Source organism: Hymenobacter sp., from assembly GCF_031398885.1.
In the GTDB taxonomy this organism is placed as follows: Bacteria; Bacteroidota; Bacteroidia; order Cytophagales; family Hymenobacteraceae; genus Hymenobacter.
On the sequence record NZ_JANNOD010000092.1, the window covers coordinates 92888 to 108777 of the forward strand.

Sequence of the window (15890 nt, forward strand, 5' to 3'; positions counted from 1 at the left end):
TTGGTGGATGTGCCGCTGTGCTAAACCAGCGTGTACCGGAACGAAAAAGGCCTTGCTCTCCAGCAAGGCCTTTTTCGCTTGAAAGAAATTGGCGGCATCAACCAGTACGGCACAACCAGCGCACCGACCAACCAGCGCATCATTTCTTGGCCTGCTCCATAATCCATTCGCGGATGGTTTCCTGGGCTTCGGGCGAGAAGTTAGGCTGGGGCTGACCGTTGACGACGGGCCACCTGGTGGGGTCGGGCTGGAAGAGGTGATTCACGCCGGCCAGCTTTTTAACGGTCAGGGTTTTGTTCTTGCTCAGGCCACCCTTGAGGGCGTTGAGGTTGGCGTCGGCGTTGATGGTGAGGTCCGACGTGCCGTTGAGCAGCAGCACCGGGCAGTTGACGGCCACAAGCCGCTCAACCGGGTTGAACGCGAGGAAGTAGCGGTACCGGGTCGAGGTCATCTCGGCCGCGCTCGACTGGGCCGTGGCGTTGTCGATGGCCGCGTTGTTCTGCTTCAGCATGTTGGCCACAATGGCCTGGGCCTGGGCGTTGTCGGTGGTTTGCCGGATGATTTCGAGCATGGCCTGCTGGCGTTTGGTGGCGGCTTCAATCTGGGCGGGTTCGGTGCCCAGCGTGCGCAGGGTGGTGGCCTGCTGCTGCACCACAATCTCGCGGCCGGGCAACCCAAAGGCCGCCAGCGCCACTACAAAGGCCGGGGGCAAGGGCTGCGCGGCGGCCAGCAAGGCCACGTTGCCGCCCTCGCCGTGGCCCACCAGCCCGAGGTGGGCCAGGTCAATTTCGGGCCGGGTGCGCAGGTAATTCAGGCCCGCTTGGGCGTCGCTCACCAAGTCGGCGGTGGTGGTGGCGGGGGTGCCGCCCGACTTGCCCACGCCCCGGTCGTCGAAGCGCAGCACGGCCACGCCGCGGCGGGTGAGAAAATCCGCCAGCAGGCCCAGTGGGGCAAAGTCGCCCACGGTGCCGTCGCGGTCCTGCGGGCCGCTGTCGCTCAGCAGCACCACGGCGGGAAAGGGGCCGGGGCCGGCCGGCACGGTGAGCATGCCGTTCAAGCGCGCGTTGACGGTCAGGTTGCTGAACGTGGCTTCTTCCTCGCGGTAAGGGGGCGTGAGGCGCACGTTTTTCGCGTTCATGGCGAGCACCGGGCTGAACGTCAACACCATGGGAGCTTTAAAGCCGGGCGACTGCCAGGTGCCAACCATCTGCTTGCCATCGGTCGACAACAGGCCCACGAAGCGGGTGGCGGCTTCCTCGGCGAACAGGCGCACGGTGTCGCCCTTCACTTCCGCTTTCACGTTCATCCGGCTCACCTTTTGCAGCGGCACATCGAGGGCGCAGAAATACTCGCCGCCGGTCAGCTTTTGAAACCGGAAAATGACTTCAAGTTGCCCGCCGGGCACTTTCAGCTGGCCCTTCCAAAGCCCGTCAAGCACCGGGGCATTGGGCTCAGCCAAAACTATTGGGGCGGAACGGGTGCCGGCACTGGCCGCCGCCGCCGCCGCCAAGCAGATAGACAGCGCGCCAAGCAGGCGAAATAAACGGAACGTATTGATTATCATGACAAGAAGAGGCGTCAAAAAGCAGAGTTTTGGTCTAAGTCTATTCGGAGCTCGTTACGCCGACTGTAAAGTAGCAAAATAAATACCTTGCCAACATTGGGCCGCTCCCTGTCGACAGTAAAAAAGACTCTTTGTCGACCCCAAGCGGCGGGCTTCAAAGGTTCCGGTTTCTGGTGGCGCGGACGGCGCGGGCCCGCTCACACCGGCGCACCACCGCAAGGCCCCGTCCTACGTACCGAGCCACCTGGCACGGCCTACTCGCTCACGAACACCCGCTTCACCCGCTCGCTCACGTTGGTGAGCAGCTCGTAGGCAATGGTGCCGATGCGGCCGGCCAGCTCCGGCAGCGGCAGCCCTTCGCCGAAGAGCAGGGCCGCGTCGCCGGCCCGCGCCTGGGGAATGGCTGTCACGTCGGCCATGCACATGTCCATGCACACCGAGCCCACCAAAGGCGCCACCTGGCCGCGAATGAGCACCGTGCCCACGCCGTTGCCGAAGCGCCGGTCGTACCCGTCGGCGTAGCCGATGGCCAGGGTGGCAATGCGGCGCGCCGCCGGGGCGGCATCGCCCCGGCGGCCGTAGCCCACGGTGGCGCCGGCGGGCAGGGTTTTGATTTGGGAGATGGTGGTGCGTAGCTCGCTCACGGGCCGCAGGGCGTCGGTGTCGCGGCCGCTGGCGTCTACTCCGTACAGGCCGATGCCCAGGCGCACCATGTCGAAGTGGGCTTCGGGAAAGCGCAGGATGCCGGCCGAGTTGAGCGCGTGCTTGAGGGCGGGGCGGCCCAGGGCGGCCTCCAGGGCGGCGGCCATGCGGCGGAAAGCGGCCAGTTGGGCGCGGGTGAAGTCGTCGTGGGCGGGGTCGTCGGCGGCGGCCAGGTGCGTCATCAGGCTGGCCACGGGCAGGCGGGCGGCGTGCTGGCGCAACAAGGCCGCCAGCGCGGGTACGTCGGCTTCGTCGAAACCGAGCCGCCGCATGCCGGTGTCCAGCTTGAGGTGCATGGCGGGCGCGGCGGCGTGAACCGGCGGCGGGCCCGGGTCGGAAGCAGCCGCTAAAAACGCCTTCAGGTACTCGTGCAGCAGGTCGAACGAGTAGATTTCGGGCTCCAGGCGGTGGCGGCGCAGGGTGTCGAACGAGTCCGGGGCCGGGTTCATCACCATGATGGGCAGGCTAATGCCGGCTTCGCGCAGGGCCACGCCCTCGTCGGCGTAGGCCACGGCGAGGTAGTCGGCCCGTTGAAATTCGAGCAGACTGGCTACTTCGTAGGAGCCCGCGCCGTAGGCAAATGCCTTCACCATCACCATGAGCCTGGTGCCGGGGCGCAGCTGGCGGCGGTAGTGCTGGAGGTTGTGGCTCAGGGCGTCGAGGTTCACTTCGAGCACGGTGCCGTGCTGCTGGGCCTGCAAGGCGGCCACAATGCGCTCGAAACCGAAGCGCCGGGCACCCTTGATGAGGATGACCTCGCGGGCAAAATCAGCGGGGTCGAGGACGGCAAGAAAGGCTTCGGTGGTGGGGTAGGTTTGAATTAAAAATTGAGAATTAAAAATTAAAAATTGGTTTGCCTCTTGGTTTGCCTCACCCCTGCTTTCCCCTTCTTCCTCGCTACTGCCGAGAACTTCCTCATCAATTTTTAATTTATAATTTATAATTTTTAATTCTTGTAATTCTCTCGAAATCTCCGGGCCAATACCGACCAACCGGGTGACGCCCGCCGCAGGCAGCAACCCGGCCACTTGGGCGTAGAGCGCCGCTTCGCTGAGGCCCGATTCCAACACGTCGCTCAGAATCAGGGTGCGGCGGCCGGGGCGCGACTGCCGGGCCAGGGCGTTCAGGGCCAGCGCCAGGCCGGCCAGGTCGTTGTTGTAGGTGTCGTCGAGCAGGTACGAATCGTGGCGGCCGAGCTTCATTTCCAGGCGCATGGCCACGGGGTGCAGCCGGGCCAGGCGGCGCTGGATTTCGGCCGGCTCCACCTGGCGGTGCAGCAGCACGGCCAGGCAGTGCAGGGCGTTTTCGACCGAGGGCTCGTCGGCAAAAGGCAGCATGAACGCGGCTGCGAGGCCGGCGGCTGGGTAGTGCGCCCGCACGCCGGTGCTGCCGCTGCTGGCGGGTTCCAGGGCAAAGCAAAGGTCGGCCGCCGGGTCGGCCCGGCGCGTCCAGCTAAAGCCGGGCAGTCGAAGTCGGGCCACGGCGGCCCGCACGGGCTCGTGGTCGTAGCAGTAAAACAGGCGCTGAAACCGCGGCCCCTGAAACAGCCGCAGCTTCTCCAGCAGCTTCGCCTCCCCCGACGCGAAGCCCGCGTCGTGGGCCGTGCCCAAGGTGGTGAAGATGCCTTCGGTGGGCCGAATAATCGTCGCCAGCCGCGCCATTTCGCCCACTTCCGAGATGCCGGCTTCAAAAATGCCCAGCGTGTGGCGCGCCGGGTTCAACTCCCACACGCTCAGGGGCACGCCCACCTGCGAATTGTAGGAGCGCGGCGAGCGGCAAATGTCCTCGTCGGCGCTCAGCAGCTGCGCCAGCCATTCCTTGACAATGGTTTTGCCGTTGGAGCCGGTGATGGCCAGCACCGGCCCCGTGAATTCGGCACGGTGGGCCGCGGCCAGCGCTTGCAGGGCCGCCAAAGGGCTGGCCACGGCGACAATGCCGGCCTCGGGGTAGGCCGCGAGGTCACCGGGCAGGGCCGCGGTTTCTGCTACAATAAACAAGCGCACGCCCTGGGCGTACAGCGCCGGCAGGTAGCGGTGGCCGTCGTGGCTGGGGCCGCGCAGGGCAAAAAACAGCGTTCCGGCCGGCAGACTCACCCGGCGGCTGTCGAGCAGCAGGTGGCGGACTTCGGTGGCCGGGTCGGCGGGGGCTTGCAGAAGGCGGCCGGCCAGCAGGGCCGGCAAGGCGGAAAAGGTGAACACCGCGCAAAGGTCGGGGGCTCCCGCCAAATCGCCGAACCGCCGAACCGCGGCACGCTTCCGACGCAGCGTCGGCGTTTTGTGGCCGTCCTTAGTCGAAGCCCTTCCACATTTACTGCGCGCTGCCGAAGGCGCAATGCAAATAGTTGAAAGCTAGCTCATATGCCTTAATATTGCACAAACCAGTTTCTGCTTTCCTACACCTCACCCTCTTTAACCTATGAGACATTTAAAAGCATTGAGCCGCGGCCTGCGGTGGGCGCCGGTGGCCGCGCTGGCCCTGGGCGCGTGCAGCCCCAAGGCCACTACCGCCGTCACGGCCCCCACCGCCGCTTCGGCCACCAGCGCGGCGCCGGCTACCACCGCCACGGCGCCGGTGCCGGCCGCCGCGCCCGTGGGGCCGGCGTTTCAGATTCCGGTGGAGTACTACACCTTGCCGAATGGGCTGCGGGTGGTGCTTTCGCCCGACCACACCGCGCCTACGGCCACCGTGGCGGCCTACTACGCGGTGGGCTTCCGCACCGAGCCGCGCAACCGCACGGGTTTTGCGCATTTGTTTGAGCACCTGATGTTTCAGGGCTCGCAAAACCTGGGCAAGAACGAGTTTATCGGGCTGATTCAGAAGAACGGCGGGGCGCTGAACGGCTCCACGCGCTTCGACTTTACGAACTATTACGAGGTGGTGCCGGCCCACAAGCTGGAAACCATTCTGTGGGCCGAAGCCGACCGGATGCGCGGCCTGGCCATCAACCAGAGCAACCTGACCAACCAGCAGGGCGTGGTGAAGAGCGAAGTGCGCGTGAACGTGCTCAACCAGCCCTACGGCAGCTTCCCGTGGATAGACATGCCCATGAAAGCCAACAAGAACTGGAACAACGCCCACAACTTCTACGGCGACCTCAAGGACCTGGACGCCGCCAACCTGACCGACGCCAGGAGCTTCTTTAAAACCTACTACGCCCCCAACAACGCCGTGCTGGCCGTGGTGGGCGACTTCGAGCCCGCCGAGGCCAAGGCCTGGGTACAGCAGTACTACGGCAACATCCCGAGCGCGCCGCAGCCGCCCAAGCCCGACCTCACCGAGCCGCGCCAGGAGCAGGAGCAGCGCTTCGCGCAGGACGACAAGCTGGCCACCAAGCCCGCGCTGGCCTTCGCCTACCACATGCCCGACCGCAACACGCCCGAGTACTACGCCCTCATCATGCTCGACCAGATTTTGCTGCAAGGCAACGACAGCCGCCTCTACCAGGCCCTGGTGCAGAAGCGCGGCTACTCCGACGGCGTGACCGGTGGCATCAATTCCGATTTGGGCAACCAGTTCAACTACAACGGCCCGATGCTGTGGATGGGCAGCCTGATTTACGACCCCACCGTGCAGGCCGACTCGGTGGTGCGCGTGCTCGACCAGGAAATCAACCGCCTCGCCACCAGCGGCATTACCCAAACCACGCTGGACCTGGCCATGGTCAAAATCCGCTCCTCGTTCTACGACCAGGTGAACGGTTCCGACAACTTCGGCCGGGCCGATTTGCTGGCTTCGTTTGCCCTGTTCGACAACGACCCCGGCCGCATCAACCGCCTGGAAAGTGAGTTCCGCAAAGTGACGCCGGAGCTGATGCAGAAAACCATCCGCGAGTACCTGCGGCCCACCAACCGCACCATCATCACCGTCAATCCGCTGGCCAAGAGCTAGTCCATCCCCTTGATTGCCATGAACAAGCTAGTTATCGGGCTGCTCAGCATTGCCCTCGTTGCCACGGCCGCGCCGGGCGCTCAGGCCCAGAAAGCCCCGGCTAAGCCGGCCGCCAAACCAGCCGCCACGCGGGCTACGGGCGTGGCCAAAGCCGTGGCCGCCGCTAAGGCGCCCGCCGCGGCCAAGCAAGCGGCCCCCGTTGGCGGCAAGCCGCGCGACTTCGCCCTGCCCGCCAAGGAAGAATTCACCCTTGCCAACGGCCTGCGGGCCCGGCTGGTGCCCTACGGCCAGGTGCCCAAGGTGACGATGATGGTGGCCATTCAGGCCGGCAACGTGCACGAGGCGGCCACCGAAGTGGCCGTGGCCGACTTGCTGGGCAAGCTGCTGCAGGAAGGCACCGCCACGATGCCGGCCACCCAGCTCGCCGAAAAAATGGCCCGCATGGGCGGCACGCTGAGCATTTCGGTGGGCGCCGACCAAACCACCCTGTGGGCCTCCTGCCTGAGCGAGTACGCCCCGGAGCTGGCGACGCTCCTGGCCGACGTGGTGCAGCACCCGGCCCTGCCCGCCGCCGAATTGCCCCGCCTCAAAACCGACCTGAAGCGGCAAATGACCCTGGCCCGGGCCCAGCCGGGCGTGCAGGCCCGCCAGAAGTTCACGGGCGCCCTCTACGGCGGCCACCCCTACGGCCGTGGCCTGCCCACCGACGCCCAGCTCGACGCCCTGACCCTGGAGCAGGTGCAGGCCTTCTACAAAGCGCAGTACGGCGGCCAGCGCACCAGCGTGTACGTGGCCGGGCGGTTTGAAGCCCCGGCGCTGCGCCAGGCCATCACGGCGGCGTGGGCGGCCTTCCCGCCGGGCCCGGCGCCGCTCATCGACGTGGCCAAGCCGGTGACCAAAGGCGAAGTGCTGACCCAGGACCGGCCCAACGCGCCGCAGTCCACCATCGTGGTGGGCCTGCCGGCCGTGGACCCCAGCAGCCCCGACTACATCCGGCTGCGGGTGATGAACTCGCTGCTCGGCGGCTCGTTTGGCTCGCGCATCACCCGCAACATTCGGGAGGACAAGGGCTACACGTATTCGCCCTACAGCTACATCGAAACGCACTACCGCACCGCCAACTGGACCCAGAACGCCGACGTGACCACCGCCGACACCTACAATTCGCTGCGCGAAATCATGTACGAAGTGGAGCGCCTGCAAAAAACCCCGCCCTCGGTCGATGAGCTCAAGGGCATTCAGAACTTCGAGGGCGGCATGTTTGTGCTGCGCAACTCCAGCCCGGGCGGCATCATCAGCCAGCTCAACTCGCTCGATTTCCACGGCCTGCCTGAAACCTTCCTCACCGAGCAGGTCAAGAACATCAACGCCGTGACGCCCCAGCAAATCAGCGAAACCGCCCGCAAATACGTGCGCCCCGAGGCCATGACCATCGTGGTGGTGGGCGACAAAAAGCTGGTGGACCCGCAGTTGAAGAAGTTTCAGGCCGAGCGCAAGAAGCCGCTGTAGGGTCACCACTGTAAAAGTGTAAAGGTTGAGGGTCAAAAGTTAAAAGTGCCTGGCTCTCCACCGCCCGGCTGGCCTCCAACTGGACGGGCACCCACGCGCTGCGCTGCCGCGGCCGCCCCGCCAACCCGGGTTTCCCCTCCTGCGTCTGCAGCGTCGTGGGCAGCGGCAGCTTTTCCATCGGCCGCTTCAACGACTTCACCCGGGAGCTGACCGGCAATGCCACCATCACGGCGTACGACGCCAAGCGCCAACTCGTGACCGGCAGCTACGAAGTCCCCGCGCCCGAGCAAAACGAACCACCGAAGGCGGGCCTCTCCACCGACCCCAACTGCACCATCATCCTGGCCGGGACCTTCAAGAACCTCAGAGCAAAGACCCAGTAGCCCCTCGCCACCACCCACAAAAAAGCCGCCTCGATTGCCCAAGGCGGCTTCTTCGCTTGAACAGATGTACGGTCCCGCATCATCGTGGGCGACTTTGCGGTTGGCGCGGCCCGCACTTCTGGGTAGGTCGAAAGTCGGTGAATTTCTGCGGGGCTTTTCCGAAGAACACCGGCGCGTTGCTGCCCACCAGGTCCCGGTTGCCGTCCTCGGCGTAGAATTTCAAGGCGAAGCCGCGGCGCTGGTGCTGGCGGGCTTGGGACGGCCAGCCTGAGGCCCCCGACCCCAAGGCCCTGGTAGCTGAGTACCTGCACCCTGCTGACTTCGGGCTGGTGGTCCCGCACGAGCTGGGCCGGGCGTTGCTGAGCCTGTACCAACGCGCTGTACGCGGTACGGAAGCGCCAGCAAACGGCTGGCAGCGGCCACTGGGCGCGGAAATCAAAATTCGGGGGCGGGACAACGACACGGGCATGAGCGGGGCGGTGGCGCAGGTATTTCGGCTTTTTTTACCATCAAGCCCGCCGGCAAGGGCTCTGGCCCGGGCCTTTCGCTTTCGCACGACACCATTGCCAAAGGCCACCATGGTACCTTGACCTGGGAAACGCGGGAAGGCGAGTTCACCGCATTCACGGTGCGCGTGCCCGCCTAACTTTGCTGCCCGCCGTTTGCCCCATTCCCCGCATGAACCTGACCCGCGTACTCTTTGGCCTGAGCGTGGCCGCGCTGCTGGCCGGCTGTACCCGCCGGCCCACCAAGCTGGAGATTTACGACGTGGTGATTAACCACGTGACGGTGGTGGACGTGGTGACCGGGCAGCTGCGGCCCAATCAGGTAGTGACCATTGCGCGGGGCAAAATTGTGGACGTGGAACCCGCCGACCAGGACAGCTACGCCGCCAAGCAGTACGTGAACGGCAACGGCCGCTACCTCATCCCCGGCCTCTGGGACATGCACGTGCACTTCCGGGGCGGCGACAGCCTGGCGGCCGCCAACAAGAACAGCCTGGCACTCTACCTGGCCCACGGCGTGACGACGGTGCGCGACGCGGGCGGCGACCTCACCCCCAGCATATTGCAATGGCGGCGGGAAATGGATGCGGGCCTGCTGGTCGGCCCGCGCATCTTCACCTCGGGGCCCAAGATTGACGGCCCCCAGGCCTACTGGCCCGGCTCGCTGGAGGTGGAAACGCCCGCCCAAATCGGCAAGGCCCTGGACTCGCTTCGGCGCCTGCGGGTGGACTACGTGAAGATTTACGACAGCAAGATTTCCGGCGAGGCCTACCTGAACACCATTTCCCAGGCCCAGCGGCGGGGCCTGAAAACCACCGGCCACATGCCCTACTCCGTGACCCTGGGCGAGGCCGTGGCCCGGGGCCTCGACGCCACCGAGCACCTGTACTACGTGTTCAAGGCCTGCTCCGGCAAGGAGGACAGCCTCACGGCGCTGGTCCGCAACAGCCTGCAGACGCCCAAGCCGCTGGGGCTGTTTGCGGTGCTGCCCGCCGTGTACAACACCTACAGCCCCGCCGCTGCCACCCGCATTTTTCAACTGATGGCCAAGCGCAACACCGCCGCCGTGCCCACGCTCTACATCCAAAAAACCCTGGCCGAGCTGGCCGACAACGACCACGCCCAGGACTCGCTGCGCGCCTACATTGCCCCCCGCATTCAGGCCACCTACGCCCGGCGGCTGGCCAGCGCCCAGCAGCAGGCGCCCGCCGCCCGTGCCTTTGCCAAAAAGCTAAACGCCAAGTTCATGAGCCTGGTGCCGCTGATGCAGGCCGCCGGGGTTCCGCTGCTGGCGGGGTCCGACAGCGGGCCGTTTAATTCCTTCGTCTACCCCGGCGCCTCGCTGCAGGAGGAACTGCTGCTGCTGGTCGAAGCGGGCCTCACGCCGGTTCAGGCCCTGCAGGCGGCCACCGTGAACGGCGCCAAGTTTATGGGCGCCACGAGCCGCACCGCCACCATTGCCCCGGGCAAAGACGCCGACCTGGTCCTGCTGACCGGCAACCCGTTGGAGGACATTGTCAACATTAAAAAAATCGACGCCGTGGTGTCGCGCGGCAAGGCCTACCCGGCGCCCGCATTGGCCAGTATGCTGCGGGCCATCAAGAACTAATGGCGGGGCTCGGTGCGAGTCCGTGCGGGCGCGCAGCAGCAGGGGAAGCTATTTGATTTACCATTGAGTGGTCAGCCAGTTGTTGTCCGCTGTCAGCCTTTTGGCAAATACCTGACTGGCAACGAGCAGCGGACAACTCATTAATTGCTGGATGACCATTGGGAGCCCGTCCGGAAATAAGGCGAACGCCCTGCTGCGCTGGGCACCCGAAGAAGTCCAAAACGCTCTGCGCATTTGACGGGATGGAAGACCTTTGAGGCGCTGGGGATGCAATAATTTATACCTTGGTCAGCATCCGCATTTTTCGCACATTTACATTTATTACCTAAAAAACAGCTAATTGCCTCTCAATTCCCGACAAAGAGGTGACGGATGAATAATTTTTTTGCCATCTGCGCGCTTTTTTCTCAAAGTTTCAGAAAACAATTGTTATCTATGCGTGTCTTTTGTCAAATCTTTCACTTCTAAATCTTCAACAACATGATGACGTCTAACGTACTGTTCAACATTGTGACCATCCCCGTGGATGACCCGATTGCATTCACGTTCTTTATTGGCTACATGGCCATGCTGGCGGCATCCGTGTTTTTCTTCTTGGAAAGAGGAAGCGTAGAAGGCAAGTGGAAGCTGTCGCTGCTGGTCTCCGGACTAATCACGGGCATCGCGGCCATTCACTACTACTACATGCGCGACTACTACTTGTCGACGGGCAAGACCCCCACGGCTTTGCGCTACATCGACTGGACGCTGACCGTGCCGCTGATGTGCGTGGAGTTTTACTTGCTCACCAAAGCCGCCGGCGCTAAAATCGGCTTGCTGTGGAAGCTGATTCTGGCCTCGCTGCTCATGCTGGTCGCCGGCTACATCGGCGAAGCTTTCAACCCCGTGGGCGGTTCCACGAGCCACTCGGTGCTGTGGGGCACCATCTCCACGGTGGGCTACGTGTACATTCTCTACACCGCCTGGTTCGGTGAGGTGGCGCAGTTGGCCAGCAGCACCGGCGATGCCATTGTCATCAAGGGCATCCGGGCCCTGGGCTGGTTTGTATTGGTGGGCTGGGCCATCTACCCCATCGGCTACATGTGCATGCAGGGTGGCTGGTTGAACACCGCTTTCGGGTGGCAGCCTTCCAGCGTCGACTTGTTCTACAACGTCGCTGATGCCATCAACAAAATCGGCTTCGGTCTGGTCATTTACGGCATTGCCGCTGCCGGCAAGAGCACGGCGGCCGTTCGGGAGCTGTCTCCCACGGCGGCCACGGCCTAACGCCGCAGGGTTGACCCGCTCTTTGGGGAGGGGTGAACGGCCGGCGTCAGCCGACGATACTCCCTCCCCAAAAAGCAGCCCGCTACCCTTTGAACTCATTCCCGCCTTCCACAAGCGTTTTGCGGGGGGCGGGAATGAGCACAAAAGGGGGTTTCGATTTGATGGTTTTCAGCACGGGCACCCACCGGAACTGGTTCTTCTGAAATTATGCTGCCGCTCAGCCACCCCACGCCACGTTTTTGGAGCATTTCCGTCAAGACCCAGCGCTATTCGTACGGCGCGGTAGTGGCCGCCGTGGCAGTGGGGCTCCTGGCCCCGGGCCTGGCCAACTGGCTGCTCGGGCCCGCGCTGCTGGTGGGCATGGTGCTGCTGGGCGTGGCCCACGGAGCCTGCGACCAGTACGTGGTGCCGGCCACCCATCCAACCTTGGCCGAAGACAAATTGCGGTACTGGGCTCGTTTTTTGGTGGGGTACCTGGGGCTGGCGGCGGCCGTGGGAGTCCTCTGGTGGTGGCAGCCCGCGATGGCGGTGACGTTCTTTTTCGTCCTCACCGTCTGGCACTGGGGCTCGGCCGACGCCCCGGCCCAGGCCCGGCACCGCGCCCAATGGCTGGCCCACAGCTTATTGCGCGGCAGCCTCATCTTCGCCGTGCCGTTGTGGCACCAGCCTTTCGAAACCCAAGCCACGGTGAACGGTCTGCTGGAATTGGCCGGCGCCGCGCCGGTCAGGGCCGCCGCTATCGCCCAGGCCGCGGCCATTATCGGGCCCGCAGTGCTGGTCGGGCACTTAGTACTGTGGCTCAGCTACGTGTGGGAAAGCCAAAGTAGTCTGGCCCTGACCGATGCGCTGGAAGTGGCGCTGCTCACGCTCTTGCTGGTCGTGCTGCCCCCGGTGCTGTCCGGGGGGATGTATTTCGTGTTCTGGCACAGCTTGCAGCACGTGCTGCGCATGAACCAGTTGATGGACCATCGCCTGGCCACCCGCCGACCAGGGCTGGTGGCCGAGCTGAAGTTTTTTCTGCGGCGCTCGGCGCCGCTGCTGCTCATCAGCATCGCGGGGCTGGCAGTGGTGTTCGGCCTAGCCTGGACCCGCGCCGCTAGCGGCTCGGTGCTGGTGAGCCTGGCGCTGCTGGCCGCCTCGGTCGTGACCCTGCCGCACGCGCTGCTCGTGACGCTGGGCATGGACGCCCCGCGCTGGCGGCGCGCAGAATCGGGCGGGAGCTGACGGGCACTTCGCGCGGACAGCCAGCAATTAGTTTGAAGAAACCCGGAGCCAAACAGCTCCGGGTTTCTTCTTTTGTAGATAAATTCTGCCGCGTGAACACAAACAAGAACATTGAAGCTGTTTAGTAATCAAAAATTTCAATTAGCACGTCATGCTGAGCTTGTCGAAGCATGACGTGCTATCGACTTTCTAAACAGTCTTATTGCCCGCATTCCACTGATTGACAAATCACTGCGCTTTTTAGCCTAACTTAGCTCCCCTACTTTCCTGGTTCGCTTTATGAAACTTTCGCTACGTTCTTCTGCCTGGCTGGGCGCGGCGGCCAGCGTGCTGCTGGCCTTCGCGGCCCAGGCCCAGCCCGTCGTCACTGGCCTTGCGCCGGCGGCGGCGGCGGCCGGGGCCACGGTCGTCATCAATGGGTCGGGCTTTTCGGCAACGGCCGGCCGGGACGCGGTGAATTTTGGAGCCGTCCGGGCCACGGTGACGGCCGCGACGGCCACTCAGCTCACCGTGCAGGTGCCGGTCGGGGCCTCGTCGATTGCACCCGTGACGGTGACGGATTTGGTGAGCCGGCAGGTGGGCTCGTCGCTGGCGTCGGCCACGCCGTTTTTCACGCTGCGCTTTGCCGGGCCGGGCCTGAACGCGGCGTCGTACCAGGCCACCAGCTACCCCGTGGCCACCCCGCAGTTGATAGGCTTCGCGCAGCGGAACCTCGCCGCGGCCGACTTCAACGCCGATAACTACCCCGATTTTGCCATCGTCGCCGACGGGCTGCTGAGCCTGGTGTTTGGCGACGGCCAGGGCGGCTACGGGCCGCCTGTGCAGCTGGCGGCGGGGACCACTCCCGCCAACGTGCAGGCGGTTGACGTGGATGCCAACGGCGCGGCCGACCTGCTGGTGACCGCCGCTTCCGGGGTGTTTCTACTCCGCAGCCTCGGCGGCGGCAACGGCTTTGCCAGCGCCACGCCGCTGAACCTGAACGGCCAGGTGCCCGTCGGCCCCTTCGACGTACAGGACACGAACGCGGACGGGCTGCCCGATTTGGTAGCCATCACCGCAACCAGTACTACGCAGCAGTTCGCGCCCGTGCAGCTGGTCGAGCTGCGCAACAACGGGGCCGGATTTGACGCCCCCGTCCTGCTGCTGACGGAGCGGCTTTTAGGCAAAGTAGTGGCCGATTTCAACCAGGACGGCCGGCTGGACATTGCGCTGCTGAGCCCGGACCAGCTTTTCACCCAGCCCCCGTGTCGAGTGGTGCTGCTGGCCCGCAACGCCGCTAACACCGGCTACGATGCCCCGGTGGTCAGCCTCCTGAGCAACACCACCTCGTTTCGGTCCCCCTTGCTGGCCGACATCAACGTGGACGGACGACCCGACGTGGTGGTGAACGCGCTATATGATGCCGTAGGAGCCACGGTGGTGGCGGAGCGAACCGCCGCAGGCTTTGCCTTGCGGGGCCCGTTTCCATCGATTACAACGAACGGCGGCGACCTGCAACTGGCAGCGGACGCCGACGGCGACGGCCTGCCCGACCTGCTGGCGAATACTTTCTCCGCCGCGGGGGGATTCACGGTGCTGCGCGGGCAGGCGGGCGGCGGCCTCGGCCAGCCCATTGGCTACAACGTGGCCGGCAACACCTTCGTGGCGGGCGACTTCGACCTGGACGGGCGCACCGACCTGGCCGCTTACGACGGTGCCACTGGTAACCTCGTGGTGTACCGCTACACCGGCCTCGGCCCCAACGTCAACAACCCGCCCACCCTCAACGCCCTGGCCGACCTGACCCTGGACGAGGACGCCCCCCAGCAAACGGTGGCGCTGGGCGGCATCAGCAACGGCGGCGACGCGGGGCAGGCCGTGACGATTACGGCCGTCAGCGACGACCCCGGCCTGATTCCCAACCCGACCATTGCCTACTTCAGCCCCACCAGCACCGGCACGCTGCGCTTCCAGCCGGCCCCGGACGCCTTCGGCACCTGCCTCATCAGCGTCACGGCTGCGGACGGGCAGGCGCAGGGCGGCACCGTGGTCCGCACCTTTCGCGTGACGGTGAACCCGGTGAACGACGCGCCCACGCTGGATGCCATCCCGGACGTGATTATTACAACCGTGCAAACGAGCGATTTTCAGGTCAGCGTTCCGCTCTCCGGCATCACCTCAGGAGCCGCTAACGAGAACCAAGTGCTGAGCCTGAGCGCCATTTCTTCGGTAACCCAGGCGGGTGGCGGGCTGCCGAACGGGACTTTCACTTACACCAGCCCCGCCGCCACCGGCGAGTACCAGCTACCCTTAAATATTTTCGGCGGTCTCGCCCGCTTGCTGGCCACCGTGACCATAACCGTGAACGACGGCCAAGCGAGCAACAGCACCACCAGCCGGACCTTCCGGGTGTACTACAACCCGGGCGGCACGGCTCCCAACCAGCCGGCCAGCCCGCCCACGCTGGACCCCATCGCTGACGTGACAGCCAGCCGCGCCCTGACCACGCAGGTGCCCGTGGCGCTGACGGGCATCGCCGACGGCGACCCCAACCAAGTGCTGCCGCTGACCGTCACGGCCATCAGCTCCGACCCGTCCCTGGTGAGCCTCGACGCGGTGAGCTACGGCAGCCCAGCCGCCACGGGCGCCATTCCCTACGCCATCAGCAGCACGCGCGGCGGCACGGCCACCGTGAGCGTGACGGTGAGCAACGGCCAAGCCCAGAACGGCACCATTACCCGCTCCTTCAGCGTCACGGTGCCCGCCGCGCCGGTGGTCAGTGGCACCCGCAACCCCGCGGGGGCCGGCATGGTCAGCCTGTATCCGAACCCGGCGCCCGACGGACGATTTTGGGTGGAGAGCAGCAGCCCCGGCGAGGCCACGGTTTTGGACCTCAGCGGCCGGGTGGTGCTGAAAGAACAAGTTCCGGGGCGCTTGCCCCGGCAGTTGCAGCTGTCCTCGGCGGCGAAGGGCCTTTACCTGCTGCGCATTCGCACGGCCGAGGGCACCACCACTCGGCGCCTGGCCGTGGAGTGAGTAGCCGCGCACAAGTAAGCGTGTAGCTAGCGCGGCCCCGGGCGCCTCACCCCCGGCCCCTCTCCCGCGGAGAGGGGAGCCAAACGCAAGCAAACGTTACCAGTCGGCAGGCTCCCCTCTCCGCGGGAGAGGGGCCGGGGGTGAGGCGCCCGGGGCCGCGCTAGCTACACGCTTACTTGTGCGCGGCTACTCACTCCACGGCCAGGCGCCGAGTGGTGGTGCCC

At 65.1% G+C, this 15890-nt stretch carries 10 protein-coding genes; 7 read left to right on the forward strand and 3 right to left on the reverse strand.

All coding sequences use genetic code 11. From position 1 onward, the window contains the following. Positions 1-139 precede the first annotated feature (139 nt). Entirely contained in the window at positions 140-1564 is a 1425-nt protein-coding gene (locus RMO51_RS17900) for an alpha/beta fold hydrolase (protein ID WP_310396922.1), read from the reverse strand. Between the two features lie 254 nt (positions 1565-1818). Continuing rightward, positions 1819-4464 carry an alanine racemase gene (gene alr, locus RMO51_RS17905; RefSeq protein WP_310396924.1) on the reverse strand — a complete coding sequence of 882 codons (2646 nt, stop codon included), beginning with the start codon at positions 4462-4464 and terminating at the stop codon, positions 1819-1821. Positions 4465-4681: 217 nt separating this feature from the next. On the opposite strand from alr, the gene RMO51_RS17910 reads away from it, so the two are divergent. From RMO51_RS17910 to RMO51_RS17920, 3 genes are all read left to right on the forward strand, one after another. Beyond that, a complete protein-coding gene (locus tag RMO51_RS17910; RefSeq protein ID WP_310396926.1) occupies positions 4682-6154 on the forward strand; it encodes a pitrilysin family protein in 1473 nt (490 codons plus the stop codon). 18 nt (positions 6155-6172) lie between these two features. Next, positions 6173-7663: a pitrilysin family protein gene (locus RMO51_RS17915; protein WP_310396927.1), complete on the forward strand. Its 1491-nt coding sequence runs from the start codon at positions 6173-6175 to the stop codon at positions 7661-7663. A 155-nt stretch (positions 7664-7818) separates the two neighbouring features. Next, complete coding sequence (locus RMO51_RS17920; protein ID WP_310396929.1) at positions 7819-8046, forward strand: hypothetical protein; 228 nt, start codon at positions 7819-7821, stop codon at positions 8044-8046. A gap of 79 nt (positions 8047-8125) precedes the next feature. Here RMO51_RS17920 and RMO51_RS17925 read toward each other — a convergent pair whose 3' ends face one another. Next, positions 8126-8626 (reverse strand): catalase, encoded by a 501-nt coding sequence (locus tag RMO51_RS17925; protein ID WP_310396931.1) that lies wholly within the window; start codon positions 8624-8626, stop codon positions 8126-8128. Positions 8627-8724: 98 nt separating this feature from the next. Between RMO51_RS17925 and RMO51_RS17930 the strand changes: the two genes are divergently transcribed. The 4 genes from RMO51_RS17930 to RMO51_RS17945 all read left to right on the forward strand — a co-directional run bounded on the left by RMO51_RS17930 (position 8725) and on the right by RMO51_RS17945 (position 15666). Continuing rightward, entirely contained in the window at positions 8725-10161 is a 1437-nt protein-coding gene (locus tag RMO51_RS17930) for an amidohydrolase family protein (RefSeq protein ID WP_310396933.1), read from the forward strand. 480 nt (positions 10162-10641) lie between these two features. Next, a complete protein-coding gene (locus RMO51_RS17935; RefSeq protein WP_409025053.1) occupies positions 10642-11427 on the forward strand; it encodes a bacteriorhodopsin in 786 nt (261 codons plus the stop codon). Between the two features lie 207 nt (positions 11428-11634). Next, positions 11635-12651, forward strand: coding sequence for a Brp/Blh family beta-carotene 15,15'-dioxygenase (locus RMO51_RS17940; RefSeq protein ID WP_310396934.1), 1017 nt, complete (start codon positions 11635-11637; stop codon positions 12649-12651). Between the two features lie 279 nt (positions 12652-12930). Further along, positions 12931-15666 (forward strand): FG-GAP-like repeat-containing protein, encoded by a 2736-nt coding sequence (locus RMO51_RS17945; RefSeq protein WP_310396935.1) that lies wholly within the window; start codon positions 12931-12933, stop codon positions 15664-15666. Positions 15667-15890 lie beyond the last annotated feature (224 nt).